This window comes from Azospirillum fermentarium (genome assembly GCF_025961205.1).
Taxonomy (GTDB): Bacteria; Pseudomonadota; Alphaproteobacteria; order Azospirillales; family Azospirillaceae; genus Azospirillum; species Azospirillum fermentarium.
On sequence record NZ_JAOQNH010000001.1, the window covers coordinates 2,499,514 to 2,524,297 of the forward strand.

General features: G+C 68.6%; 23 protein-coding genes. 12 read left to right on the plus strand and 11 right to left on the minus strand.

What is annotated here, in order from left to right; genetic code table 11:
* Positions 1-69 precede the first annotated feature (69 nt).
* Both M2352_RS11740 and polA read left to right on the plus strand, forming a co-directional pair.
* The gene (locus M2352_RS11740; protein ID WP_264664666.1) at positions 70-2,424 is read left to right on the plus strand and encodes a DNA topoisomerase; all 2,355 of its coding nucleotides are present in this window, start codon (positions 70-72) and stop codon (positions 2,422-2,424) included.
* Entirely contained in the window at positions 2,421-5,282 is a 2,862-nt protein-coding gene (gene polA / locus M2352_RS11745) for a DNA polymerase I (protein ID WP_264664667.1), read from the plus strand. The genes M2352_RS11740 and polA overlap by 4 nt, the downstream gene beginning before the upstream one ends.
* Positions 5,283-5,358: 76 nt before the next feature.
* Here the strand turns inward: polA and M2352_RS11750 are convergent, their stop codons facing one another.
* Complete coding sequence (locus M2352_RS11750; protein WP_264664668.1) at positions 5,359-5,619, minus strand: hypothetical protein; 261 nt, start codon at positions 5,617-5,619, stop codon at positions 5,359-5,361.
* Between the two features lie 65 nt (positions 5,620-5,684).
* Between M2352_RS11750 and M2352_RS11755 the strand changes: the two genes are divergently transcribed.
* On the plus strand, positions 5,685-5,966 hold the full coding sequence (locus tag M2352_RS11755) for a helix-turn-helix domain-containing protein (RefSeq protein ID WP_264664669.1): 282 nt from the start codon (positions 5,685-5,687) through the stop codon (positions 5,964-5,966).
* Positions 5,967-6,045: 79 nt separating this feature from the next.
* On the opposite strand, the gene M2352_RS11760 is transcribed toward M2352_RS11755, so the two are convergent.
* From M2352_RS11760 to M2352_RS11775, 4 genes are all read right to left on the minus strand, one after another.
* Positions 6,046-6,711 carry a LutC/YkgG family protein gene (locus tag M2352_RS11760; protein ID WP_264664670.1) on the minus strand — a complete coding sequence of 222 codons (666 nt, stop codon included), beginning with the start codon at positions 6,709-6,711 and terminating at the stop codon, positions 6,046-6,048.
* A complete protein-coding gene (locus M2352_RS11765) occupies positions 6,704-8,140 on the minus strand; it encodes a LutB/LldF family L-lactate oxidation iron-sulfur protein (RefSeq protein ID WP_264664671.1) in 1,437 nt (478 codons plus the stop codon). The genes M2352_RS11760 and M2352_RS11765 overlap by 8 nt, the downstream gene beginning before the upstream one ends.
* Complete coding sequence (locus tag M2352_RS11770; RefSeq protein ID WP_264664672.1) at positions 8,133-8,897, minus strand: (Fe-S)-binding protein; 765 nt, start codon at positions 8,895-8,897, stop codon at positions 8,133-8,135. Before M2352_RS11770 ends, M2352_RS11765 begins: the two co-directional genes overlap by 8 nt.
* A gap of 169 nt (positions 8,898-9,066) precedes the next feature.
* Positions 9,067-10,728 carry an L-lactate permease gene (locus M2352_RS11775; protein ID WP_264664673.1) on the minus strand — a complete coding sequence of 554 codons (1,662 nt, stop codon included), beginning with the start codon at positions 10,726-10,728 and terminating at the stop codon, positions 9,067-9,069.
* A gap of 378 nt (positions 10,729-11,106) precedes the next feature.
* On the opposite strand from M2352_RS11775, the gene M2352_RS11780 reads away from it, so the two are divergent.
* Entirely contained in the window at positions 11,107-11,910 is an 804-nt protein-coding gene (locus M2352_RS11780; protein WP_264664674.1) for an FCD domain-containing protein, read from the plus strand.
* 6 nt (positions 11,911-11,916) lie between these two features.
* Here M2352_RS11780 and M2352_RS11785 read toward each other — a convergent pair whose 3' ends face one another.
* From M2352_RS11785 to M2352_RS11800, 4 genes are read right to left on the minus strand one after another with little or no spacing between them, the layout of a single operon-like run.
* Positions 11,917-12,636 carry an HdaA/DnaA family protein gene (locus M2352_RS11785; RefSeq protein WP_264664675.1) on the minus strand — a complete coding sequence of 240 codons (720 nt, stop codon included), beginning with the start codon at positions 12,634-12,636 and terminating at the stop codon, positions 11,917-11,919.
* On the minus strand, positions 12,633-13,712 hold the full coding sequence (locus M2352_RS11790) for an AI-2E family transporter (RefSeq protein WP_264664676.1): 1,080 nt from the start codon (positions 13,710-13,712) through the stop codon (positions 12,633-12,635). The genes M2352_RS11785 and M2352_RS11790 overlap by 4 nt, the downstream gene beginning before the upstream one ends.
* Positions 13,712-14,269: a CDP-alcohol phosphatidyltransferase family protein gene (locus M2352_RS11795; protein ID WP_264664677.1), complete on the minus strand. Its 558-nt coding sequence runs from the start codon at positions 14,267-14,269 to the stop codon at positions 13,712-13,714. Before M2352_RS11795 ends, M2352_RS11790 begins: the two co-directional genes overlap by 1 nt.
* A 12-nt stretch (positions 14,270-14,281) precedes the next feature.
* On the minus strand, positions 14,282-15,478 hold the full coding sequence (locus M2352_RS11800; RefSeq protein WP_264664678.1) for a DUF2066 domain-containing protein: 1,197 nt from the start codon (positions 15,476-15,478) through the stop codon (positions 14,282-14,284).
* Between the two features lie 139 nt (positions 15,479-15,617).
* Here M2352_RS11800 and purM point away from each other — a divergent pair, with 139 nt between their 5' ends.
* The 4 genes from purM to M2352_RS11820 all read left to right on the plus strand — a co-directional run bounded on the left by purM (position 15,618) and on the right by M2352_RS11820 (position 17,960).
* Positions 15,618-16,700, plus strand: a complete 1,083-nt coding sequence (purM, locus tag M2352_RS11805; protein ID WP_264665347.1) for a phosphoribosylformylglycinamidine cyclo-ligase — start codon at positions 15,618-15,620, stop codon at positions 16,698-16,700.
* A complete protein-coding gene (gene purN, locus M2352_RS11810) occupies positions 16,688-17,365 on the plus strand; it encodes a phosphoribosylglycinamide formyltransferase (protein WP_264664679.1) in 678 nt (225 codons plus the stop codon). Before purM ends, purN begins: the two co-directional genes overlap by 13 nt.
* 104 nt (positions 17,366-17,469) lie before the next feature.
* Positions 17,470-17,625, plus strand: a complete 156-nt coding sequence (locus M2352_RS11815) for a hypothetical protein (protein WP_264664680.1) — start codon at positions 17,470-17,472, stop codon at positions 17,623-17,625.
* A gap of 8 nt (positions 17,626-17,633) precedes the next feature.
* On the plus strand, positions 17,634-17,960 hold the full coding sequence (locus M2352_RS11820) for a DUF1244 domain-containing protein (protein WP_264664681.1): 327 nt from the start codon (positions 17,634-17,636) through the stop codon (positions 17,958-17,960).
* Positions 17,961-17,963: 3 nt separating this feature from the next.
* Here the strand turns inward: M2352_RS11820 and M2352_RS11825 are convergent, their stop codons facing one another.
* Positions 17,964-19,226, minus strand: a complete 1,263-nt coding sequence (locus M2352_RS11825; protein ID WP_264664682.1) for a molybdopterin molybdotransferase MoeA — start codon at positions 19,224-19,226, stop codon at positions 17,964-17,966.
* Positions 19,227-19,464: 238 nt separating this feature from the next.
* Here M2352_RS11825 and M2352_RS11830 point away from each other — a divergent pair, with 238 nt between their 5' ends.
* The 4 genes from M2352_RS11830 to M2352_RS11845 all read left to right on the plus strand — a co-directional run bounded on the left by M2352_RS11830 (position 19,465) and on the right by M2352_RS11845 (position 24,344).
* The gene (locus M2352_RS11830) at positions 19,465-20,631 is read left to right on the plus strand and encodes an MFS transporter (RefSeq protein ID WP_264664683.1); all 1,167 of its coding nucleotides are present in this window, start codon (positions 19,465-19,467) and stop codon (positions 20,629-20,631) included.
* 90 nt (positions 20,632-20,721) lie between these two features.
* Positions 20,722-21,696: a phosphoribosylaminoimidazolesuccinocarboxamide synthase gene (locus tag M2352_RS11835; protein ID WP_264664684.1), complete on the plus strand. Its 975-nt coding sequence runs from the start codon at positions 20,722-20,724 to the stop codon at positions 21,694-21,696.
* Between the two features lie 37 nt (positions 21,697-21,733).
* A complete protein-coding gene (locus M2352_RS11840) occupies positions 21,734-22,123 on the plus strand; it encodes a DUF2946 domain-containing protein (protein ID WP_264664685.1) in 390 nt (129 codons plus the stop codon).
* 79 nt (positions 22,124-22,202) lie between these two features.
* Positions 22,203-24,344 carry a TonB-dependent receptor gene (locus M2352_RS11845; protein WP_264664686.1) on the plus strand — a complete coding sequence of 714 codons (2,142 nt, stop codon included), beginning with the start codon at positions 22,203-22,205 and terminating at the stop codon, positions 24,342-24,344.
* Positions 24,345-24,416: 72 nt separating this feature from the next.
* Here the strand turns inward: M2352_RS11845 and M2352_RS11850 are convergent, their stop codons facing one another.
* Positions 24,417-24,710, minus strand: coding sequence for a hypothetical protein (locus tag M2352_RS11850; RefSeq protein ID WP_264664687.1), 294 nt, complete (start codon positions 24,708-24,710; stop codon positions 24,417-24,419).
* Positions 24,711-24,784: the final 74 nt, after the last annotated feature.

Sequence of the window (24,784 nt, forward strand, 5' to 3'; positions counted from 1 at the left end):
CCCTATCCTGTTTCCATCTTAACGCCGTGGGCGGTATCGGGAAAGCCTGTTCGTGTCAGGGTTGCGGTGATGGCCACGCTCATCATTACGGAAAAATCCAGTCAGGCCAAGGATCTGCGCGCGGCGCTCGGATCGCGCTATGGCCGCATCCTCCCCGCCGAGGGCCATCTGTTGCGCCTTGCCGAACCGGAGGAGGTGAACCCGGCCTGGAAACGCTGGACAACCGACGTCCTGCGGCCCGACACCCTGCTCTACCCCACCCGCCCCGACGGCAACGGCAACAAGCCGGCCAAGCTCCAGGCCATCGCCGCGGCGCTGAAGGAATGCGACTCGGTGATCCTCGCCACCGACTGCGACCGCGAGGGGCAGTTGATCGGGCAGGAGATCCTGGAGCACCTGAACTACCGCGGACCGGTGCGCCGTGCCCTGTTCACCGCGCAGGATCCCAAGACCATCCGCGAGTCCTTCGGCCGGCTGAAGCCGAACGCCGAGATGCGCTCCCTGTACGAGGCGGCGGTGGCGCGGCAGCAGGCCGACCAGATCTTCAACCTGTCCCTGACCCGCACCGCCACCACCACCCTGCGTGCCCCCGGCACCCGCGGGGTGATCGGCATCGGGCGGGTGAAGACGCCGACGCTGGCCATCGTCTGCCTGCGCGCGATCGAGATCCGCGATTTCAAGCCGGAGGATTATTTCGAGGTGGTGGCCACCGCCGTCACCGGCCAGGGCGGTTTCCTGATGCGCCACGCCCCGCCGCCCAAGGACCGCATCAAGGACCGCGCGCGGGCCGAGGCCGTGGCCCGTGCCGCCGCCGGCCACAACGGCCCGCTGTCGGTGACGGTGGAGGACAAGCGGCAGGCGCCGCCGCGCCTGTTCGACCTGCCCACCCTGCAAAAGACCTGCGGCCAGCGCTGGAGCTGGACCGCCGACAAGACGCTGGCCGTGGCCCAGAGCCTGTATGACGGCGAGGGCAAGAAGCTCATCACCTACCCACGCGCCGAGGCCCGCTATCTGGCGGAAAATCAGGCCGGCGATGCCCCGGCCCTGGTGGCGGCCCTGACCCGCCTGCCGGGATTCGCCCATCTGGACATCGGCAGCCCGGTCATCCGCCGCGGCAAGTCCGGCCATTTCTGCGACAAGGCGCTGGAGGGGGTGTCGCACCACGCCATCGTGCCCAACGTCAACGTCATGGACGATCTGGAAAGCCGGCTGGGGCGGCTGAGCGCGGATGAAAAGCGGCTGTTCGCGCTGATCTGCCGCTCCTACCTTGCCGCGGTGATGCCGGATTTCCACTACCGCCAGACCACCGTCACCATGACCGTGCCGGTGCCGGACGGCACCCCTGCCCTGTTCCGCGCCACCGGGCGCATCCCGCTCAAGCTGGGCTGGAAAGCCGTCTATGGCGGCAGTGAGGCGGCGGACGCGCCCGCGGACGGCAAGGGTGGCGACGGCCGGGAGGCGGAGGCCGATCAGACCCTGCCCCCCCTGGCCGACGGCGAGCCGGCCACCCTGACCGACCCGACGGTGGAGGCCAAGCGCACCCAGCCGCCACCGCGCTACAACGACGGCACCCTGATCGACGCCATGCAGAACGCCTGGCGCTTCGTGGACGATCCCGCACTGCGCGACCGGCTGAAGGAGGCCAAGGGCATCGGCACCCCCGCCACCCGCGCCGAGGTCATCAAGGGGCTGAAGCTGCAGCAGTTGATCGGCAACGAGGGCAAGTGGCTGCACCCGACCCCCGCCGGGCTGGCGCTGTTCGAACGGCTGCGCGCCGCCGCCCCGGCGCTGGTCGATCCCGGCACCACCGCCCTGTGGGAGATGCAGCTCGACGATGTGGTGACGGGCCGCGCCGATTACCGCGCCGTCATCGACTCCATTGCGTCGGAGGCCGGGCGGCTGATCGGCGTGTTGGCCGGCAGCGGCGGCCCCGCCATCGCACTCGCCCCCGACACCGGCTTCGCCGCCCGCCGGAAGCGCACGGTGCGGCGGGCCAAGCCCGGCGGCGGCACGCCCAAAGCCGGCACCGGTGCGCCCGAGGATGGCGCACCCGCACCCCGCAAGCCCCGCACCCGCAAGGCGGCGGTGGGCAAGGCGGAGGTGCCGAAGACGCTCGCGCCCAAGGCCGCCAAGGCCGCAAGCCGTACCCGCAAGACCACGGCCCCGGTGGTGGAAGCCACGGTTGCGGACACGCCCGCCCCCTCCCCCGCCACGGCAGCCCAGCGGCGCAAGGCGCCGACCGAGCGGATGCTGTCGTTTGCCCGCGCGCTGGCGGAGCGCAACGGCATGACCCTGCCGCCGGGGGCGGAGGCGGATTTCGACGCCTGCCGCCGCTTCCTCGACGCCCACGCCCGCTTGCGTCCTCTCGACTCCCGCGACGGGTTCCGCCAAGGTAGCGGCCCATCAACAGGATCGCCGCCATGACCGACAGCACCGACGCCACCACCGTTGCCGCCCCCGCCGCCGCCCCGTCCGCGGGCGGGCTGTATCTGGTGGACGGGTCGGGGTTCATCTTCCGTGCCTTCCACGCCCTGCCCATGCTGACCCGGCCCGACGGCACGCCGGTCAACGCGGTGCTGGGCTTCACCAACATGCTGACCAAGCTGCTGGCCGACCTGCACGCCGAGGCGGTGGCGGTGATCTTCGACGCCAAGCGGGAGAATTTCCGCAACGCCATCTATCCCGCCTACAAGGCCCAGCGCCCCGAACCGCCCGAGGAACTGCGCCCGCAGTTCGCCCTGATCCGCGAGGCGACGGAAGCCTTCTGCCTGCCGGGGGTGGAGCTGGAAGGGTTCGAGGCCGACGACCTGATCGCCAGCTACGCCCGGCTGGCGGTGGAGGCCGGACGCCCCGTGACCATCGTGTCGTCGGACAAGGATCTGATGCAGCTCGTGGGGCCGGGCGTGCGCATGCTCGACCCGCTCAAGAACAAGATGATCGGCCCCGACGAGGTGATGGAAAAGTTCGGTGTGCCGCCGTCCAAGGTGGTGGACGTGCAGGCGCTGGCCGGCGACAGCGTGGACAACGTGCCCGGCGTGCCCGGCATCGGCGTCAAGACCGCCGCCCAGCTGATCACCGAATACGGCGACCTGGACTCCCTGCTGGCCCGCGCGGGCGAGATCAAGCAGCCGGCCCGCCGGCAGAAGCTGATCGACTTCGCCGAGCAGGCGCGCATCTCCCGCCGGCTGGTGCAGTTGGACGCCCACGCCCCGGTGCCGGTGCCCCTCGACACCCTGACGGTGCGTGAGCCGGACCACGGCAAGCTGTTGTCCTTCCTGCGCGCCCAGGGCTTCCGCAGCGTGGTGGCGCGCATGGAGGCGGAGTTGAGGAAGGACGGCATCATCACCGCCGATCCGCCGCCCGCCCCCGCCGTCACCGATCCGGCATCCGCTGAGGGCACCCCGGCCCCCGCCGGCAAGACCGCTCCCGCCTTCGACGGGGCGGAGAAGCGCTACGCGCTGATTCAGGATCGCCCCGCGCTGGAAGCCTGGGTCGCCCGCGCCCTGGCGGCGGAGGTGGTGGCGGTGGACACCGAAACCAACTCCCTCACCCCGTCCACGGCCACGCTGGTGGGGGTGTCGCTGGCGCTGGCGCCGGGCGATGCCTGCTACATCCCCCTTGCCCACGTGGGCAAGACCAACGGCGAGGGGCAATTGTCCCTGGACGGCGACGACACCCCGCCGCAGATCCCCGCCGCCGACGCCATAGCGGTGCTGAAGCCGCTGCTGGAAAACCCGGCGATCCTGAAGGTGGGGCACAACTTCAAGTTCGACTTCCAGCTTTTCGACCGCCACGGCGTCCGCCCGGCGCCGCTGGACGACACCATGCTGATCTCCTACGTGCTGGACGGCACCACCCACGGCCACGGCATGGACGAACTGGCGGAAACCCTGCTGGGGATCACCACCATCAAATACGCCGACGTCTGCGGCACCGGCAAGAACGCCATCACCTTCGATAAGGTGCCGCTGGACAAGGCGCTGGATTACGCGGCGGAAGACGCCGACGTCACGCTGCGCCTGTGGCTGCTGCTGAAGCCGCGGCTGGTGCAGGACCGCATGGTCACGGTGTACGAGACGCTGGAACGCCCGCTGATCCCGGTGATCGCCGACATGGAACGGGCCGGCATCCGCATCGACAAGACCGAACTGAGCCGCCTGTCCCGCAATTTCGCCGAGCGCCTGACCCAGATCGAAGGTGAGATCAACGCCCTGGCCCCCCGCCCCTTCAACGTCGCCTCGCCCAAGCAACTGGCCGAAATCCTGTTCGTGGACATGGGCCTGACCGGCGGCAAGAAGGGCAAGACCGGTACCTACTCCACCGATTCCGGCGTGCTGGAGGGTCTGGCCGAACAGGGCATCGACATCGCGCAGAAGGTGCTGGACTGGCGCCAGCTCGCCAAGCTGAAAAGCACCTATACCGACGCTTTGCAGGAACAGACCGACGGCGACAGCCGGGTCCACACCAGCTTTTCCATGGCCCTGACCAACACGGGCCGTCTGTCCTCCACCGATCCCAACCTGCAGAACATCCCCGTGCGCAACGAGGAGGGGCGGCGCATCCGCCGCGCCTTCATCGCCGATCCGGGCTTCACGCTGCTGTCGGTGGACTATTCCCAGATCGAATTGCGGCTGGTGGCCGAAATCGCCGACATCGCGGCACTGAAGGACGCCTTCCGCAACGGCATCGACATTCACGCCATGACCGCATCCCAGGTGTTCGGCGTGCCGCTGGATCAGATGACCTCGGAGATCCGCCGCAAGGCCAAGGCCATCAACTTCGGCATCATCTACGGCATCTCCGGCTTCGGCCTCAGCCGCCAGTTGGGCATCACGCCGGGGGAGGCCAACAGCTTCATCAAGGCGTACCTGGAACGCTTCCACGAACTGAAGACCTGGATGGAGAAGACCAAGCAGGAAGCGCGGGAACAGGGCTACGTCGCCACCCTGTTCGGGCGCCGCTGCTACATCCCCGGCATCCAGGAAAAGAACGCCGCCCGCCGCGCCTTTGCCGAGCGTCAGGCCATCAACGCCCCCATCCAGGGCACCGCGGCGGACATCATGAAGCGCGCCATGGCCCGCATCCCCGCCGCCATGACCGCCGCCAGCCCCCGCAGCCGGCTGCTGCTGCAGGTGCATGACGAACTGCTGTTCGAAGTGCCCGAGGATGAGGTGGAAGCGCTGAGTGCCGCCGTACGCACGGTGATGGAGGGGGCTGCCAGCCTGAGCATTCCGCTCGTCGCGGAAGCGGGCGTCGGGCCGTCGTGGGACGAGGCGCATTGAGAAGGCTTGTCGAGGGGATCTTCCCCTCGACGCTCCCCGACAGGGGCCCAGCGGCCCCTGTACCCCATCAATGGGGTCAGTGGTCCCGGGTGTTTCTGATGGTTTTCGACACGGCGTCCAGGCTGGAAACCACAGCACCGAAAATCAGGTTCACCCCAAGGATACCTTCGCCGGTAAGGTGGCCGCTCCGTCCCGAAAGCGCGTTGCAGACGGCGCCGTTCAGGAACGTCACGACAGCCTTCACATTTTCCAGCACATCGGCGGGATCATCGTACTCGCCGCCGAAGCAATGCAGCGAAACCGTGGATGGCTGTCGATCGGAAGCGTCTTGTGACATAATGAGAACGTCTCCATCCTGTGAAGCCGGCTCAGATATAAAAATTGTGCCCCAGCCACAAGAATGTGGACCATATCTCGTTATGGGTCAACAAAATTGTGAATGATACACAGCTTCGAATGGCACGGGCGGCCCTGAAATGGAAGATTGCGGACCTTGCCGCACGGTCGGGGGTGCATGCCAACACGATTTCGGCTTTTGAATCGGGCAAGACCACGCCCCACGGCCCGACCATGGCCGCCCTGCGCCGCGCCTTTGAAGAGGCCGGCGTGGAATTCATCGAGCGCGGCGTCCGGCTGAAAGAAGGCGAAGCCGGAACCACTCCCCCACAGGCCGCCGCACCCTGAGTGGTTGATCAATGGGATGCAAGGGCCGCCGCCCTTGCTGGGGGGTGTCGGGGGGCAAAGCCCCCCGACGGGTTACACATCACGCATCGGTCAGCACCAGAACCACGAATTCCTTCGGCCCGTGAACGCCGAAGGCCAGGGTCTGTTCGATGTCCGCGGTCTTCGACGGGCCGGAAACCAGCACCACGTTGGTGGGCATGCGGTCCTTCCACCCCTGTTCCGTCACCACGTCGGCCATGGTGTCGCGCACCGACGACGCGGCGACGACCGCCACATGGACCGGCGGCAGCAGCGACATCAGGCGGGGCTCGTCAGCGCCGGGCCACAGGACCACGGTGCCGGTTTCGGCGATGCCGGCCACGGTGCCGGTCACCCCGGCATCGGCCTGCTGCACCAGCACCGTTTTGAAGCTCTCCACCGATTCGATATAGGGAACCAGCACCGGAACGTCGCTCCGCCCGGCCCAGGCTTCAGCCAGGGTCTGGCCGGTGACGGTGTTGGGGGCGTGGATCACGGTGCGGCTGTTCTTGCCGGCCAGCTTGGTGCCCAGAAGTGCCGCCAGTGTCTCCGGCCACGCGGCGGCGGTGGTGTCGTGCACCTCCGCCCGCCAGGATTCCAGCATGGTGCGGAACTTGGCCAGCCGCTGATCGCCGAAGCGCGGCGGCTGCCAGTCGGGACGGTCGGGGGCCACCGACGGCGGGGCCGCGCGCAGGCGCGACAGGATGCGGGCGCGGGCTTCAGACATCGGAATACCCCTGTTCCTTGGCCAGTTCGTGCAACGTCTTCTTGGCGAACACCGGGCGGGTGCGGACGGAGGTCCACTCCTTCAGCAACGGCATTCCCCCCGGCATCATGTTGCCGAAGCGCTGCATCATCTTGGCCCCCATGCGGTAGAGCGCGGGAGAAGCGTACATTTTCTTCCACCCGGCCCACACCGCGGCTTCGGTGGCGGTGTGCTTGCACCCGGCCCCCATCACCGCCGGGCTGTCCGACGGGTGCACCGCCTCGCGGCGCAGGCGCACCATGATGTCGGCGATGGGGATGTTGACCGGACAGATCTCGACGCAGGCGTTGCACAGCGTGCAGGCGTGCGGCAGGTCGCCGGCCACGGCGATGCCGTCCAACTGCGGCGTCAGAATCTTGCCGATCGGGCCGGGATAGACGGCGTTGTAGGTATGCCCACCCACCCGCGCATAGACCGGGCAGTGGTTCATGCACGCACCGCAGCGGATGCAGCGCAGGGTGTCGCGCAACTGGTTGTCGGCATAGACGCGGGACCGGCCGTTGTCCAGCAACACCAGATGAACCTCCTGCGGGCCATCCTTTTCCCCCGGCTTGCGGGGCGAGGTGATCATGTTGACGTAGGTGGTGATGCTCTGCCCGGTGGCCGAGCGCGGCAGCAGCGACAAGAGCGGCGGAATGTCGTCCAGCGTTTCCACCAGCTTCTCGATGCCCATCACCGCGATGTGCAGCGGCGGCAGGGTGGTGGACAGCCGCCCGTTGCCCTCGTTCTCGATCAGCACCAGCGTGCCGGTCTCGGCCACCGCGAAATTCACCCCCGACAGACCGGCGTCCGCCGCGGCGAAGCGCGAGCGCAGCACCCGGCGGGCGGCGTCGGTCAGCTCGGCCACGTCCTCGGTGTAGGGCTGCCCGTCGATGTGCCGGGTGAAGAGTTCGGCGATCTCGCCCTTGTCCTTGTGGATGCAGGGCATGACGATGTGGCTGGGCGCCTCGCCCGCCAACTGGATGATGTATTCGCCCAGATCCGATTCGATGGCCTCGATGCCGTGCTTTTGCAGGAAGGCGTTGAGGTGCATCTCCTCCGACACCATCGACTTGCCCTTGACGATGGTCCGGGCGTCGTGGTCCTGCAGGATCTTCAGGACGATGCTGTTGGCCTCGTGGGTGGTTTCCGCCCAATGGACTTTGATGCCGTTGGCGGTGCAGTTGGCCTCAAGCTGCTCCAGCAATTCGGGCAGACGGGCCAGCACCCGGCGCTTGGCGGCGGCCCCGCGGGCGCGCAGGGATTTCCAGGCGGCGATGTCGGCGAACTGGGCCGCGCGCTTGGCCATCAGCCCGTCCATGGCCCGGCGGAAATTGCCCCGCAGCTTGGTGTTGCCCAGAACCTTGTGGGCGCGCTCGACGAAGGTGGACGCGGCAGCGGTTTCAGCCATTGGTGCGCTCCTTCAGGAATTCGGCGATGTGACGCGGCTTGACCGGGGAGCCGGACTTGGCCATCGCCCCTGAGATGTTCATCAGGCAGCCGCAGTCACCGGTGACCATCTGGGCCGCCCCGGTGCCCTCGATGCTCGCCACCTTGTCGGTGACCATGGCGCCCGACACCTCGGGCATCCGCACGGCGAAGGTGCCGCCGAAGCCGCAGCATTCCTTCTCCCGCGGGTTTTCCACCAGCGTGACGTTGGACAGCCGGCGCAAAAGCTCCTTGGGCTCGTCGGTCACGCCCATTTCCCGCACGGAATGGCACGATCCGTGCCATGTGACCGTCAGCGGCTCGCCCTTGTCCTTCAACTGGATGTCCAGCACGTGGACCAGGAACCACGTCAGCTCATAGACGCGGGACGCGAACGCCTCCGCTTCCGCCTGATCGGGTTCGCCGGCGAACAGCTCGGGGTAATGCATGCGCATCATGCCGGCACAGCTTCCCGACGGCACGATGATCGGCCAGGGGTTGGGGAACGCCTTGAACTGGGCGCGGGCGACGGCGCGCGCCTCCTCATACATGCCGGTGTTGCGGGCCGGCTGGCCACAGCAGGTCTGGTTCTGCGGAAACACCACCTTCAGCCCTTCGCGCCGCAGCAGATCCATCCCGGCCAGACCGGCGTCGGGGTAGAACAGGTCCACCAGACAGGTGCCGAAATAATAGACGGTGGCGGGACGGGGCGGGACGGGATACGCCGATGCGGGGGTCAAGGCGTCACCTCATGGATGGCAGGGGGAGCGGTCAAAGAGACAAACAAAGAAATAAATAAGCGGGATGGGATGAATGAAAAAGACGGGGGCGACGCGCGCACCCCCGCTGCAAGTTGCCACCGGGCGGGCCTGGACTGCCCCTGCCCCGCCCGGTGCCTCCGATGCGAACTCAGTGGTGGATCACCATCTGGGTGAACGGCCACACGTAAGCCTGGAGCATCACCAGCCCGCCGATCAGCGAGGCCATGGCGATGGAGTGCCAGAAGACGTAGCGCAGGATCTTGCCCTCGTGCCCATGCCACTTGGTGGCGACGGCGGCGACGACGATGCTCTGGGCGTCGATCATCTTGCCCATCACGCCGCCCGAACTGTTGGCCGCGGCCATCAGGGTGGGCGACAGGCCGAGCTGTTCCGCCGACACCTTCTGCAGGCTGCCGAACAGCACGTTCGACGCGGTGTCCGATCCGGTCAGCGCCACGCCCAGCCAGCCCAGCAGGGTGCCGAAGAACGGATAGAGGAAGCCGGAGTTGGCAAACGCCAGACCCAGCGTGGTGTCGAGGCCCGAATAGCGGGTGGTGTAGCCCAGCGCCAGCATCGCCGCGATGGTCAGCAGGGAATAGCGGATCGCCACCAGCGTGCGCCAGTAGGTGCGGGCCATTTCCTTGACCGAGCAGCCCATCAGCAGGCCGGCGAGGACCGCCGACAGCAGGATGCCCGTGCCCGTGGCCGACAGCCAGTTCAGGGTATAGACCGCGGCCTCGGTGTGCGGCTTCACCACCACCGGGGGCACGCGCTGGATCATCTGGTGCAGCCCGTCGATGGGGAATTTGAACACCGACACGCCGTCCAGGAACGTCTTGATCTGCGGCACGCCCCAGATGAACACCAGGATCGACAGGATGGCCCAGGGCATCCACGCACGGCGCACGTCCGACGGGGCGTAGCCATGATCGGCACGGGCCGAAGCCTTGCCTTCATCCACCGGAGCTTCATCGCCGTTGACGGTGTACCAGATGGTCTTGGGATGCCAGACCTTGAGGAACAGAGTCAGGCTGACCATCGACACGATGGCAGCCACCACGTCCACCAGCCACGGGCCGTGGAAGTTCGACACCAGATACTGCGGAACGGCGAAACTGACGCCGGCGACCAGAACCGCGGGCCAGATCTGGAGCATGCCGCGCCAGCCGGCAAACGCGACGATCAGCCAGAACGGCACGATCACCGAGAAGAACGGAAGCTGACGTCCGATCATGGCCGACAGGTCTTCCAGCGGCAGGCCGGTCACCGCGGCCAGCGCGATCACCGGGGTACCCAGCGCGCCATAGGCCACGGGGGCCGTGTTGGCGATCAGCGACAGGCCCGATGCGGCCAGCGGCGAGAAGCCCAGGCCGATCAGCATGGCGCCGGTCACCGCCACCGGGGTGCCGAAGCCTGCCGCCCCTTCGAAGAAGGCGCCGAAGCAGAACGCGATCAGCAGGAGCTGCAGACGGCGGTCGTTGGTGATCCCCGTGATGCTTTCCTGCAGGATCTTGAACTGACCCCGCTGTTCGGTGAGGTGGTAGAGGAAGATGATGTTGATGACGATCCAGCCGATCGGCAGCAGGCCGTAAGCCGCGCCATAGGCCGCCGTCTTGCCGGCCATGGCCACCGGCATGCCGAACACGCCGATGGCCACCGCCAATGCTGCGGCCAGACCCATCAGGGCCGCCTTGTGCGCCTTGATGTGGAAGATGCCGAGCGCGCCCAGCATGACCAGAACCGGGATCGACGCCATGAACGTCGAGAGCCACATGTTGTTGAGGGGGTCGTAGACCTGCGACCAGACCATTGGGAATCCATCCTCCGCCAGACCGTTTGTCACGTTGGCGGTGCGCTTTCGGGCAAGACGGAGGCAGCCCACGGCGGCCATGGCACGGGCCATGACGGCCCGCGGCGGCACACCGGCGGCGTTTCCCGTATTCCCAAAACCCGGATGTTTCATTCGTTGCAGCGCAGCATTCGGAAAGGATGCTGCGTTGGGCTGCGGCCAAATGACATCTCTTAGCCAACGTTGAAGTTTGGATAAAAGATTTGACCATGGCCCGCAACAGGAAAATTCTTCTGACGACGAGCCCGTCTCAACCCGCTGGACGCGCCCGGCGGGGGAGGCTATCTAACCCTCAAACACACCCGGTTGAACGGGGAGACGACGCGAAGGGAAACGCCGATGCCGCCCGAGGGCACCACCAGCGACAGGATCAAGCCGGCAAAGCTGTCCGACGCCATTGCCGAGCACCTGGAAAAGCTGATTCTGGAAGGGGTTCTGCGCCCCGGCGAAAAGCTGCTGCCCGAACGGGAACTGGCGTTGAAGCTGGACGTGTCGCGCCCGTCGCTGCGCGATGCGCTGGCCAAGCTGGAAAGCCGCGGGCTTCTGATCACCGGGCGCGGCGGCACGCAGGTGGCGCAGTTCCTGGCCCCCATGACCGACCCGCTGGTGTCGCTGCTGCAATCGAAGCCGGAAACCGCGTACGACTATCTGGAATTCCGCACGACGATCGAGGGGACGGCGGCGGCACTGGCCGCCGAACGGGCCACCGACCTGGACCGCCGGGCGATTCAGGATTCCATCGACCGCATGACGACCGGCCACGGCCAGGACGACCCCACCATCGAGGCGGACGCCGACGCCGACCTGCATCAGGCCATCTATGAGGCGGCGCACAATGTGGTGATGCTGCACATCATGCGGGCCTTTTCCGCCATGCTCCGCAACGATGTGTTCTACAACCGCTCCCGCCTCTACACCCGCCCCGGCGTGCGGGAGATGCTTTTGAGCCAGCATCTGGCCATCGCCGACGCGGTGCTGGGCGGGCGCCCCGCCGACGCGCGGCGGGCGGCGGAGGAGCACGTGACCTTCACCCTGCGCACCCTCCAGGAAATCCGCGACGACGACCAGCGGCTGGCGGTGTCGCTGCGGCGAATCGGGCGGTCGGATCTGGTGGACGGGGTGACGCCGCCGCCCTCGGCATGACGGCGGTTACGCGCCGTCATCCTCCCCCTCGGCATCGTCCGGCGGGCCGTCCAGGCTGAGCAGGACCGACCGGGCCAGCGGCACGGTGATCCGCCGCTGCTCCACCAGGGATGCGTGGTCCAGCGCCGCCACCACCCGGCGGGCGGCGTCCAGCGACCGTTCGATTCGGGCCACCAGATAATCCACAACCTCTTCCCCCGGCATCACCTGCCGGTCGGCGAACAGCTTGACCAGCACGGCGGCCAGCAGGGCGTCGTCGGGCGGTTCCACCGCCACCGCCGGGGCGGCGTTGAGGCGGGAGCGCAGGTCGGCCAGCTTCACCCGCCAGCGGGCCGGCGGCTGGTGCGCCAGCAGCAGCAGATGACCGCCCGCGTCCCGCATGCGGTTGTACAGATGGAAAAGCGCCTCTTCCCGGCCCTTGCGCCCGGCCACCTTGTCGGCGTCGTCCACCACCACGGCACGCCCGGCGGCCAGCGCCGGAAGATCGGCGTCGGTCAGGTCCGCCGCCGCGATGCACGGCGCGCCCGTACGCGCCCGCCACACGCTGGCCAGATGACTCTTGCCCGACCCGGCGGGGCCGAACAGGGCCAGGGCCGGCGCCGGCCACGCGGGCCAGCGGTCCAGCCACGCCACCGCCTCGGCGTTCGACGGGGCGACCAGGAAATCCTCCCCGCCCATGGCCGCACGGTGACCCAGATCCAGGGGGATTTGCGTCGGGCCGGTCATTCCCCCTCCCCCCGGATCGGCAGGGTGCCGCGGTAATAGGGGCTGTCCATGTAGCGGGCCACGGCGAAGCGGGTCAGCACCCCGATCACCGCCGCCACCGGCACCGCCAGCAGAATGCCCAGGAACCCGAACAGATAACCGCCGGCCAGCAGGGCGAACATCACCCACACCGGGTGCAGCCCCACCCGGTCCCCCACCAGCTTGGGCGACAGGAAATTGCCCTCCACCATCTGGCCGAACAGGAAGATGCCGACCACCACGCCGGTGCTCCACAGCTCGTCGAACTGCAGCAGCGCCAGCCCGGTGGACGCGATGAAGCCGAACAGCGTCCCCACATAAGGGATGAAGGACAGCAGGCCCGACACCAGCCCGATCACCAGCCCGAACTTCAGCCCCGCCGCCGACAGCCCGACCGCGTAGAAGGAGCCGAGGATCAGACACACCAGCGCCTGCCCGCGCAGGAAGCCCGACAGGGTTTCATCCACCTCCCGTGCCTGCTGGCGGATCACCGCGGCGTGGGGGCGCGGCAGGCAGCGGTCCACGGTGGCGACCAGGATGTCCCAGTCGCGCAGCAGGTAGAACGCCACGATGGGCATGATGAACAGCATGGACAGCACATCGAACAGCGCCATGCCGCCGCTCAGGATGCGCTGGATCACGCTGCCCAGCCACCCCACCGCCTGTCCCGCGTACTGACCGGCGGCATCGCGCAGCCGCTGCATGTCGTCGCTGGGCAGCCGGCTCAGGAATTTCTCCAGGGCCGGCAGCACCCGGTCGCGCACGGCGTGGGAATAGCCCGGCAGCGCGTCGATCAACTGCACCACCTGCATCTGCACCAGCGGGATCAGCAGCAGGATCACCGCCACCAGCATCAGCAGGAACAGCAGCAGCACCAGCGCCGTGGCGGCCCAGCGCGGCAGCCGGTATTCCTCCAGCCGGTCCACCAGCGGATCGAGGAAATAGGCCAGCGCCAGGCCAGCGACGAACGGCAGCAGCATGCCCGACAACTGCCACAGGACCAGAAGGAAGATCCCCAGCCCGATCAGCCAGAACCGCGCCTGACGCCCGCCGCTCATCACACACCGCCATGCCGGTTGAACAGACGCCCGCCTCGGTACAGGTAGCCGGCCCCCGACAGCAGCGTCGTCGCCAGCACCACCCACACCAGGGCGTTCACCACATCAACACCCTGAACCACCAGATTGGGCAGCCCCAGCCCGGCGGGGGCCAGCACCGCGGTGGCCAGCGCGATCTGGGCCGCGGTGTTGATCTTGCTGATGGTGGAGGGCTGCATCACCAGCGCCTCCTTGAGCGTATAGAGCAGCATGACGCCGCCCACGATCATGATGTCACGCGACACCACCACGATCACCAGCCACAGGGGCAGCGCGTTCACGTGCCCCAGCGCGATGAACACGCTGACCAGCAGCACCTTGTCCGCCAGCGGGTCGAGATAGGCGCCCAGCGCCGTCAGCGACCGGAACATGCGGGCGATGGCGCCGTCCAGCGCATCGGAAATCCCGGCGCCCACCACGACCCAGAAGGCCCAGCCCAGTTCACCCGCCAGGATGAAATAGACCGCCGCCGGAACCGCCAGCAGCCGGGCGAAGGTGATGATGTTGGGGATGCTCAACGCCCCGCCCCCTTACAGGCCGCCCGCGCCGCGCGGGGCGGCCGGCACGCCGCCCAGGCCCGACAGGCGCAGCTCCCACGCCGGGGCGGCGGCCGGCGGCTGGCCGGGGGTGGCCATCACCGGGGCGCGCGGCGGCGCTTCGGTCAGGGACAGGCCGCTGCCGGCCAGGGTCTGGCGCAGCTTGCCCACGTCGCCGCGGAAGCTCAGCCCGATGGTGGCGGCGGTGCGGCCCAGCGACTGCACCTCCACGTTCGACACGGCACCGATGGCCGACAGGCGCTTGCGCGCCTCGATCCAGTCGCCCAGACCCGACAGGGGCACCGACACGGCAATCGTCTGTTCCGGGCCAGCGGGGGCGGTGTTTTCCTGCTTCCACCCCTCGTCGATGGCGGTCGCGGTGGCGGCCACGGCACGGGCCAGGAAGTCGGCGGGCTTTTCCGTGGCGCTGCCGGCCACGGTCACGGGCCGCTGGTCGCGGCTGCCGTCGGGCATGTAGCGCACCACGTCCACCGTCAGCCCCGCCTTGGGATCGGGGCCGGAGGCCGGCAGGTCGGTGCGGACCACGATCACGCCGCCCGCCTTGTACCGCTGGGCGATCTTGCCGAGAGCCGCCGAGTCGCCCGCCAGCGCCTCCGACACGCCGATGGCGGCCACATCGTCGAGTTCCCCGTCGGGAACCAGCAGCGGCACGAAGGAGGAGGCGCCATGACGCGCTTCCCACGCTTCGCGCCACGCGGTACGGTCCTCCCACAGAATCGGGCGGCCCGCGACGGTCGTGACGGGCAGCAGGACGAAGGGGCGCGTGGGCTGTTCGGTGATGGCCGCGGCCCCGCTGTTGCCCAGCGCATCGCGCACCGCCTGGGGGCGGAAACGCACGGTGTAGCTGGCGACGTAGCGGCCCGGCGCCGTCTTTTCATCCTCGATGTCGAAGCCCTGGACCATGCGGGCCAGATCCGTGTCGGACATCTTGGGCACCGCCCCCCCGCCGGGGGCCATGCGCTGATAGAGGCTGTCCCACGCCTTGCGCTGGGCCTGGGTGATGGCCTGATCCCGCGCGGTGGTGGGATTGGCGGACGACACGTCCACCGTCACGCCCGACACGGTATAGGCTTCGCCCCCCCCGGCGGCGGCCCCGGCGGTCTGGGCCAACGCGGGGCGCACAGGGGCCAGGGCCGGCCCGGCAGCGGCCAGAATCACCCCCAGAACCATCGCGGAAGCCCTGATGGAGGGGACAAGACCCGTTTTCAGGGTCCGGCAGCGGCGGTGGAGCATTGCAATGCCTTCCGATTCGAGTATGTTTCGGCCATTCCGTTGGCCCGGTTTATAGCCCAGCCCAAGCGAGGATACCATCAGCACCCAACCCAACAACACGTCCGACGCCTACAAACAGGCGGGTGTGGACATCGACGCGGGCAACGCGCTCGTCGAGGCGATCAAGCCGCTGGCGCGTTCGACCGCACGGTCTGGTTCCGACGCCGGCCTCGGCGGCTTCGGCGCGCTGTTCGACCTGCGCGCCGCCGGTTTCCGCGACCCGCTTCTGGTCGCCACGACCGATGGCGTCGGCACCAAGCTCAAAGTGGCGATCACCGCGGGAAAACACGATACCGTGGGCATCGATCTCGTCGCCATGTGCGTCAACGATCTGGTGGTCCAGGGGGCGGAACCGCTGCTGTTCCTGGATTATTACGCCACCGGCAAGCTGGACGTGGCCGCGGGCCGCGCCATCGTCGCCGGCATCGCCGAGGGCTGCCGTCAGGCCGGCTGCGCGCTGGTCGGCGGCGAGACGGCGGAAATGCCCGGCATGTATTCCGACGGCGATTATGATCTCGCCGGCTTCTCGGTGGGGGCGGTCGAGCGCGACTCCGCCCTGACCGGCGCCGGGGTGACCGACGGCGACGTGGTGCTGGGGCTGGCCTCGGCGGGCGTGCATTCCAACGGCTATTCGCTGGTCCGCCGTCTGGTGGAAAAGTCGGGCCTGGGCTATGCCGATCCCGCCCCCTTCGCCCCCGGCCAGACCATGGCCGAGGCGCTGCTGACCCCCACCCGCATCTATGTCAAGAGCACGCTGGCCGCGGTGCGCGCCGGCACGGTGAAGGCCATGGCCCACATCACCGGCGGCGGGCTGATCGAGAACATTCCGCGGGTTCTGCCCGACGGGCTGGGCGTGACGCTGGATGCCAAGGCGTGGCAGTTCCTGCCGGTGTTCGGCTGGCTGGCCCGGACGGGCGGTCTGTCGGCGCTGGACATGGCCCGCACCTTCAACTGCGGTCTGGGCATGGTCGTCATCTGCCCGGCGGGGATGGCCGACGAAGCCGCCCGCATCCTGCGTGACGGCGGCGAGACGGTTTATACCGTTGGCCGCGTCCACACCCTGGCCGATGGCCAGCCGCGGGTGACCGTGGAAGGAATGGACACGGAATGGCCCCTGTAAACGACAAAGGGCTGACTCGTCTGAAGCTCGGGGTTCTCATCTCCGGGCGGGGCAGCAATCTCCAGGCGCTGATCGACGCGGCGGCGGATCCGTCGTTTCCGGCGGAGATCGCGCTGGTGCTGTCCAACAAGGCCGACGCCTATGGGCTGGAACGGGCGGCCAAGGCCGGCATCGCCACCACCGTGGTCAGCCACCGCGATTACCCCGGCGACAAGCCGGGGTTCGAGGCGGCCATGGACGCCCGCCTGCGCGATGCGGGCGTGGAGTTGGTGTGCCTGGCCGGCTTCATGCGGCTGCTGTCGCCGTGGTTCGTGAACCAGTGGCACGACCGGATGATCAACATCCACCCGTCGCTGCTGCCGTCGTTCAAGGGGCTGGACACCCACCAGCGGGCGCTGGACGCCGGGGTGCGGTTCCACGGCTGCACCGTGCATTACGTGCGGGCGGAAATGGACGCCGGCCCGATCATCGTGCAGGCGGCGGTTCCCGTCCTGCCCGGCGACGACGACCACGCCCTGGCCGGCCGCGTGCTGGAGCAGGAGCACCGCATCTACCCCCTGGCCGTCCGTCTGGTGGCCGAGGGGCGCACGCGGGTGGACGGTGACCGCGTGGTCATCGACGGGCCGGTCCCGGCCTTGCCGGCGCTGGTCAACCCGCCGGCCTGAGCGTCTTCCCCGCCGCGGGCGCTTGCCACGCCCGCGGCTGCTTCCCATCTCCTCAGCCTGAGCGTTTCGCCGGTCACGGCAGCAACCGAGGGGGGGAAGACGACATGGTGGATGTGGCACACGGCGGTGAACACCGCGCGGTCGATCCCGAACTGGTCCGCCAGCGGATGGCCGATTGGCACGCCTTCACCCATTTCACCAAGATCGCCGTCGCCGGGGTCATCGCCCTGCTGATCCTGCTGGCGCTGATCACCCTTTGAGGTTTCCGATGGACGACCGTACCCGAATCGAACTGGAAGCCGCGGCCTTCCGCGGTCTGGTGGCGCATCTGCAAAAGCGCACCGACGTGCAGAACATCGACCTGATGAATCTGGCCGGGTTCTGCCGCAACTGCCTGTCGAAATGGTATCTGGCCGCCGCCAAGGAACACGGCGTCGCCATGACCGACGACGAGGCGAAAGAGGCCGTCTACGGTATGCCCCATTCCCGGTGGCGGTCGGAATTCCAGACCGACGCCACCGCGGAACAGAAGCAGAAATTCGAAGACACTAAGCCGCTGCACGCCGAAATCAGCGGCCACTGGCTAAAGAAGTAATTTTTACACAAACAACCCGGTAAAGGGCAGGAAGGCCACCATGTCGCCTTCCCGCACTTCCTGCGTGTCGGCGGGGATGTCCACCAGCCCGTCGGCTTCCACCATCGAGGTCAGCACGCCCGACGAATCGTTGGGGAACTTGTGGGCCACGGGCAGCCCGTCCGGCCCGGTGCCGAGCGTGGCGCGCAGGAATTCCCGCCGCCCCGCCTTTTTGCGGAAGGAGAAGCCGGCCACCGCCAGACAGCGCGGCGCCGCGGTCTTTTCCACGCCCATCAGCCGCATCACCAGCGGGCGCCCGATCAGCATGAACGTCACCATGGCCGACACCGGGTTGCCGGGCAGGCCCAAAAACGGCGTGCCGCCCACGCGGCCCCCCCGGATTTTACCAAGCGCAACCGGCTTGCCGGGCTTGATCGCCAGCCGCCACAGGTCGATGCCGCCCAGCGCGTTGACCGCCGCCTTCACGTGATCCTCCTCCCCCACCGACACCCCGCCGGAGGTGACGATCAGGTGGCCGCGGGCGGCGGCACCGGCCAGCGCATCCCTCACCACCTCGGCCCGGTCGGGCAGGATGCCCAGATCCTCCACCTCCACCCCCAGCGCCTGAAGCTGGGCGGCGATGGTGTAGCGGTTGGCGTCATAGATGGCGCCCTCCGGCTTCGGGGTGCCGGGTTCGCGCAACTCGTCCCCGGTGGAGAACAGCACCACCGTCACCCGCTGGCGCACGCGCAGCCCCGCCCGGCCCACCGCCGCGGCCAGCCCGACGTCCTGGGCGCGCAGGCGCGCACCCGGGTGCAGCACCACCGCCCCCGCCCGCATGTCCTCCCCCGCCGGGCGGATGTTGGCGCCGGGCTTGGGCGGGCGGTTGACGGTGACCGAGCCGTCCTCATGGGCGGTGCAGTCCTCCTGCATCGCCACGGTGTCCACCCCGGCGGGCACGGGTGCCCCGGTGAAGATGCGCACCGCCTGCCCCGCCGCCACCGTGCCGGAAAACACGGTGCCCGCCGGCACCCGCCCGACGACGGGAAGGGAGAACGGCCCCCCGCCGGCCCCGGACGCGGCGGCATAGCCGTATCCATCCATGGCCGACACCGCCGCCGGAGGCACGTCGATGGGGGCCGTCACCGGCTCGGCCAGCACGCGCCCGCGGGCGTGGGACAGGGGCACGCTTTCGGTGTCCACCGCCGGGCCGAAACCGGACACGATGCGGGCCAGCGCATCATCCAGCGACAGCAGCCCGGCTCCCTTCGGGGCGTAGCAATCCATTCGTCCATCCTCCCAGACGGGTGCGCCGGCTGACCGGCTTTGGTTTGATTATCCCACGGTTGTGCCGCCCGGCGCCACGGCGGGCAATGAGCAAGGCGCCGCAGGGGCATGAAGGCAAGGGCTTATTGGCACATCCCCCCGCATGGCCGCCTTGACCTCCCTCAAGCGCCCTGCCCGTGGCGCGATGTCTATAGGTTAAGTAGTGTTCATGCCCCCTTCCCCCTGTCGCGGCAGCCCCATGACCGACGCCCCCTTGCCTGTGCGTTCCATCGTCCTGCTGAGCATCGCGGCGTTCGCGTCGTCGGCGACGATCCGCATCGCCGACCCGCTGCTGCCGCAGATCGCCGGGGAATTCGGCACCACGGTGGCGCACGCCTCCATCATCAGCACCGCCTGCACGCTGGCCTATGGGCTGTGCCAGCTTGTCCATGGGCCGGTGGGGGACCGTTTCGGCAAATACACCATCATCACGCTGATGACGCTGGTGTCGGCGGTGATGACCGGGGCCGGCGGGTTCGCCGACGATCTCGCCACCCTGGGTTTCCTGCGGCTGCTGGCCGGGGCGACGGCGGCGGCGCTGATCCCGCTGTCCATGGCCCACATCGGCGACATCGTGCCGCTGGACCGGCGCCAGCCGGTGCTGGCCCGCTTCATGTCCGGCCAGATCCTCGGGTCCATCGCCGGGCAGGCGGCGGGCGGCATCTTCGGCGAGTTCCTGAGCTGGCACGCGGTGTTCATGGTGCTGGGCGTCATCTATCTGGGCGTGGCGCTGCTGCTGTGGCGGGAGGTGCTGTCGGGCCGGGTCAAGCAGACGCGCACGGCGGTCAGCCCGTCGTTCCTGGCCACCACCCTGCTGGCGCTGGCCCGCACGCCGCGGGTGCGGCTGGTGGTGGGGGTGGTGTTTCTGGAAGGGGTGAGCTTCCTCGGTCCCTTCACCTATCTGGGGGCCTATCTGCACGAGCATTATGGGCTGGGGTATGCGGCCATCGGCGGCATTCTGGCGTGTTTCGGGCTGGGCGGGCTGGTGTACGCCGGGCTGTCGGGGCGCATCGTCGCCACGCTGGGGCCGCGCAACATGGTGGTCAGCGGCGGCGTGCTGATGGCGCTGGCCTTCGCGCTCGTCCTGTTCGTGCCGGCGTGGCCGGTGGTGCCGGTGGCGTCCGCCGTGTGCGGTATGGGCTTCTACCTGTTCCACAACACCCTCCAGACCCAGGCGACACAGATGGCGCCGCACGTGCGCGGCATCGCGGTGTCGCTGTTCGCCTCGGGCTTCTTCCTGGGGCAGTCGGCGGGGGTGGCTGTGGGCGGGCTGGTCATCACCGCCGCCGGCTATGCCCCGGTGTTCGCGTGGCCCATCGTGACGCTGCCGCTGCTGGCGGTGTTCTTCCGCCGCCGCATGGGGTGAAACCGGGGAAGAGGGTTGCCCGGTGGGCGGGGCGGGCCTATTGTGGCCGCGGATTTCCGCCTTTTTCCCTCTTGAAAGCGCGCCCCCGCGATGACCGACACCGCCGCCCTCGCCCCCCATCTGCACAATGTCCTGGTGGATGTGGACATCCCCGAACTGCCGAACCATTACCACGGCAAGGTGCGGGACAATTACGACCTGCCCGACGGGCGGCGGATCATCATCGCGTCGGACCGGCTGAGCGCCTTCGACATCAATCTGACGGCCATCCCGTTCAAGGGGCAGGTGCTGACCCAGACCGCCCGCTTCTGGTTCGAGAAGACCGCCGACATCATCGCCAACCACGTGATCGACTATCCCGATCCCAACGTGGTGGTGTGCAAGCGGCTGACCATCCTGCCGGTCGAGGTGGTGGTGCGCGACTATCTGGCCGGCACCACCTCCACCTCCATCCTGTCCATGTACAAGGCGGGCAAGCGGGAGATGTACGGCCATAGCTTCCCCGAGGGCCTTCGCCCGAACGAGAAGCTGCCCCAGACCATCATCACCCCCACCACCAAGGCCGCCATCGGCGACCACGACACGCCGCTGTCCCCGGACGAGATCGTGTCGGGCGGCATCCTCCCCGCCGCCCAGTGGGAGCAGGTGCAGGCCGCAGCGCTGGCCCTGTTTGCCCGCGGGCGGGAGATTGCCGACCGCCACGGCCTGATCCTGGTGGACACCAAGTACGAGTTCGGCGTGGACGAGAACGGCACCGTGTTCCTGGCCGACGAGATCCACACCCCCGACAGCAGCCGCTATTGGATCAAGGACAGCTACGCGGCCCGCTTTGCCGCCGGTGAGCGCCCGGAAAGCTTCGACAAGGATTTCGTGCGCACCTGGGTGTCGGAACGCTGCGATCCGTACAACGACCCCATCCCCGCCATCCCCGACGAGCTGGTGCTGAACACCGCGCGCGTCTACATCACCGCGTACGAGATGATCACCGGCCAGCGCTTCACCCTGCCGGACCAGCCCGTGCCGGTGCTGGAGCGCATCCGCGCCAACCTCGCGGCCTATTTCTAAACCCATGACGGTGGGGGGCGGCCTTCTCTCGGAACGGATGCGGCGCATCGGCCTGTGGGCCGGTGTGCTGGCGCTGCTGTTCCAGATGCTGGCCGTTCCCTTCACCATGCCCCGGATGGGGCAAAAGGCCGGTGACACCATCGTCATCTGCACCGCCGAGGGGATGAGCACCGTCACCCTCGACGCCGCCGGCCTCCCGGTGACCGACGCGGCCGGCACAAGCGGCCCGGCCAGCGGGCATGATGCCTGCGACGGCTGCCTGACCTGTTCCCTGTGCAGCCCGTCCCTTCTTCCCGCTCCCCTGCTGGTTCTGGCGCTGCCCGTGGTGTGGGTGCTCCATGGGCCGGAAGCCCTGCCCGGCTCGCACATCGCCGCCGGGTGGTTCCTGTCGTGTCTGCAGGCGCGCGCACCCCCATTCTTCGGCTGATCCCTCCCTCACCCCACCGATCACATATGCCCGCACCGGCCCGATGAGCGCCGGTGCGGCTCACGGGATTTGCCGAATCATGTCCGTCCGTTCGTTCAAACGCGGCCTGCTGGCCGTGACCGCCCTCATCATGCCCGCCGCCGCCGTTGCCCAGACGGTGAGCCTGGACACCATCACCGTGGAAGGGGCGCCGGAAGCCCTGACCGCCACCACCCTCGGCGGGGAGGCGCTGGCGTCCCGCCGCCTGTCCACCAGCGACACCGCCGGGCTGCTGCAAAGCGTGCCGGGGGTCAGCCTGAGCAGCGGCGGGGCCATCTCCGCCCTGCCCGCCCTCAACGGGCTGGGCGCCGACCGGGTGAAGACGCTGATCGACGGCATGAGCATCACCGCCGCCTGCCCCAATTTCATGAACCCGCCGCTGTCCACCATCACGCCCGCGTCGGTGGGCCAGATCACGGTGCTGGCCGGCATCACCCCGGTCAGCGCCGGGGGCGACAGCATCGGCGGCACCATCGCCGCCGACTCCCCCGCCCCGCCTTTCTCCCAAGCCGGCCAGGGGGTGACGGTCAGCGGCCGAGCCTCCACCGCGTTCCGCAGCGTGAACGAGGGGGTGACCGCCGCGGCCTCCGCCACCGTGGCGACGGAGAGCGTCAGCCTCGGCTATGACGGGTCGTGGAGCCGCTCCAACAACTACCGCGCCGGCGGCAACGGCGCGCGGGTGCGCTCCACGGAAGCGGAGGCAATCAACCACGCCCTGACGCTGGCCCTGCGCAGCGATAACCATCGGGTGGAGATCAAGGGGGGCGTGCAGTCCATCCCCTATCAGGGCTTCCCCAACCAGCGCATGGACCTGACCGACAACCAGCAGGGGTTCGTCAACCTGCATTACGCCGGCAGCTTCGGCTGGGGCGGGCTGGACGCGCGGGCCTATTTCCAGCGCGTCAACCACACCATGAACTTCCTGGACGACAAGGGCGGCACGTCACGCGGCGGCATGCCCATGAAGACCCGCGGCACCGACACCGGCTATACCCTTACCGGCACCATCCCGCTGACGGAGCGCGACACGCTGCGGGTGGGGAACGAGTTGCACAGCTACGCGCTCGACGATTGGTGGCCGCCGGTGGCCGGGGCGATGATGATGTCGCCCCTGACCTACATCAACGTCAACGACGGGCGGCGCACCCGGCTCGGCACCTTCGCCGAGGTGGAATCCCGCTGGTCGCCGGCCTGGACCACCCTGCTCGGCGTCCGCAACGATATGGTATGGTCAAGGGTGGGCACGGTGCAGCCCTATTCCTGGGCCAGCCGCATCGGCATGATGGCCAACCCCGATGCCGCCGCCGCCACCGCCTTCAACCGCGGCGACCGGTCGGCCACCGACGCCAATATCGACGCCACCGCCCTGGTGCGCTACGAGCCGTCGGCCACAGCCACCTACGAGGCGGGGGTCGCCCGCAAGACCCGCTCCCCCAACCTGTACGAGCGCTATTCCTGGGGCACGGGGCAGATGGCGAGCACCATGTCCGGCTGGTACGGCGACGCCAACGGCTACATCGGCAACCCGGCGCTGAAGCCGGAAAAGGCCTACACCGCCAGCCTCAGCGGCGGCTGGCACGACGCCGGGCGTGCCGACTGGGCGGTCACCGTCACGCCCTATTACACCTATGTCCAGGATTACATCGACGTGGACCGGGTGCAGCGCTTCAGCCAGGATTTCGTGCAGCTTCGCTTCGCCAACCACGACGCGGTGCTGTTCGGCATCAACGCCTCGGCGTTCAAGGTTCTGGCGCGCGGGGAACGCTGGGGTGACCTGAAATTGTCGGCGGTGGCCGGGTGGGTGCAGGGCCGCAATCTGGACGATGGCGGCAGCCTCTATCACCTGATGCCGCTGAACGCCACGGTGACCCTGGAACACCGTCTGGGCGGGTGGAACAACGCGCTGGAGCTTCAGGGGGCTGCCGCCAAGAACCGGGTGGACGACACCCGCAACGAGCCGCACACCGCGTCCTATGCGCTGGTCAACCTGCGCACCGGCTATCAGTGGGGGAATGTGCGGGTGGATGCCGGCATCGACAACCTGTTCGATGCCCGCTACGACCTGCCGCTGGGCGGTGTCAGCTATGGTGACTTCAAGGCCGGCGGCAGCGTGGCCGGCACCCTGCGGGCCCTGCCCGCACCGGGCCGGTCGTTCAACGCCGGCCTGACCATGACGTTCTGAACACGGATCGTTCCGAACGAACCCGCCCCCGGCCCCCGTTTCCGCGGGGGCCGGGGGCGGGTTTCCCGTCCGTTAGCCCTTCAGCCCGCCGCCGACGCGCAGGCAATCGGCCTCGTCGCTGCCCGGCTCGGCCTTGCCGGTGGAAGCGACGTAGCGGGGATCGTCGCATTTGCCGTCAAAGGCGAACTGCATGGTCCACCGCGGCTTGCCCCAGGCGGGGTTCGCGGCATCGCGGGTGATGGGGGCCACCGTTTCGGCGGACGCCATGCCGCCGAAGGTTCCCGGCAGACCGACGGCGGCAAAGGCGGCAAGCGTCAGCAGCGCACCGGCCGGAGCCAGCACACGGAAAACAAACGTGCGTTTCATGGCGGATCGTGGGGAATGTGTGTGAGGGATGAGGGTCGTCATCACCGGGGCCGGCACCGCGCCGCCCCTTCACC

Excerpts from the sequence above, each read along its gene's own strand:
- M2352_RS11740 (WP_264664666.1), top strand. The coding sequence starts at position 70 with ATGGCCACGCTCATCATTACGGAAAAATCCAGTCAGGCCAAGGATCTG.
- M2352_RS11790 (WP_264664676.1), bottom strand. The coding sequence starts at position 13,712 with ATGAGCGGCGGGCGTCAGGCGCGGTTCTGGCTGATCGGGCTGGGGATC.
- M2352_RS11775 (WP_264664673.1), bottom strand. The coding sequence starts at position 10,728 with ATGGTCTGGTCGCAGGTCTACGACCCCCTCAACAACATGTGGCTCTCG.
- M2352_RS11830 (WP_264664683.1), top strand. The coding sequence starts at position 19,465 with ATGACCGACGCCCCCTTGCCTGTGCGTTCCATCGTCCTGCTGAGCATC.
- M2352_RS11825 (WP_264664682.1), bottom strand. The coding sequence starts at position 19,226 with ATGGATTGCTACGCCCCGAAGGGAGCCGGGCTGCTGTCGCTGGATGAT.
- M2352_RS11850 (WP_264664687.1), bottom strand. The coding sequence starts at position 24,710 with ATGAAACGCACGTTTGTTTTCCGTGTGCTGGCTCCGGCCGGTGCGCTG.
- M2352_RS11785 (WP_264664675.1), bottom strand. The coding sequence starts at position 12,636 with ATGACCGGCCCGACGCAAATCCCCCTGGATCTGGGTCACCGTGCGGCC.
- purN (WP_264664679.1), top strand. The coding sequence starts at position 16,688 with ATGGCCCCTGTAAACGACAAAGGGCTGACTCGTCTGAAGCTCGGGGTT.
- M2352_RS11750 (WP_264664668.1), bottom strand. The coding sequence starts at position 5,619 with ATGTCACAAGACGCTTCCGATCGACAGCCATCCACGGTTTCGCTGCAT.
- M2352_RS11800 (WP_264664678.1), bottom strand. The coding sequence starts at position 15,478 with ATGGTTCTGGGGGTGATTCTGGCCGCTGCCGGGCCGGCCCTGGCCCCT.
- M2352_RS11820 (WP_264664681.1), top strand. The coding sequence starts at position 17,634 with ATGGACGACCGTACCCGAATCGAACTGGAAGCCGCGGCCTTCCGCGGT.
- polA (WP_264664667.1), top strand. The coding sequence starts at position 2,421 with ATGACCGACAGCACCGACGCCACCACCGTTGCCGCCCCCGCCGCCGCC.
- M2352_RS11780 (WP_264664674.1), top strand. The coding sequence starts at position 11,107 with ATGCCGCCCGAGGGCACCACCAGCGACAGGATCAAGCCGGCAAAGCTG.
- M2352_RS11760 (WP_264664670.1), bottom strand. The coding sequence starts at position 6,711 with ATGTCTGAAGCCCGCGCCCGCATCCTGTCGCGCCTGCGCGCGGCCCCG.
- M2352_RS11840 (WP_264664685.1), top strand. The coding sequence starts at position 21,734 with ATGCGGCGCATCGGCCTGTGGGCCGGTGTGCTGGCGCTGCTGTTCCAG.
- M2352_RS11835 (WP_264664684.1), top strand. The coding sequence starts at position 20,722 with ATGACCGACACCGCCGCCCTCGCCCCCCATCTGCACAATGTCCTGGTG.
- M2352_RS11815 (WP_264664680.1), top strand. The coding sequence starts at position 17,470 with ATGGTGGATGTGGCACACGGCGGTGAACACCGCGCGGTCGATCCCGAA.
- M2352_RS11845 (WP_264664686.1), top strand. The coding sequence starts at position 22,203 with ATGTCCGTCCGTTCGTTCAAACGCGGCCTGCTGGCCGTGACCGCCCTC.
- M2352_RS11765 (WP_264664671.1), bottom strand. The coding sequence starts at position 8,140 with ATGGCTGAAACCGCTGCCGCGTCCACCTTCGTCGAGCGCGCCCACAAG.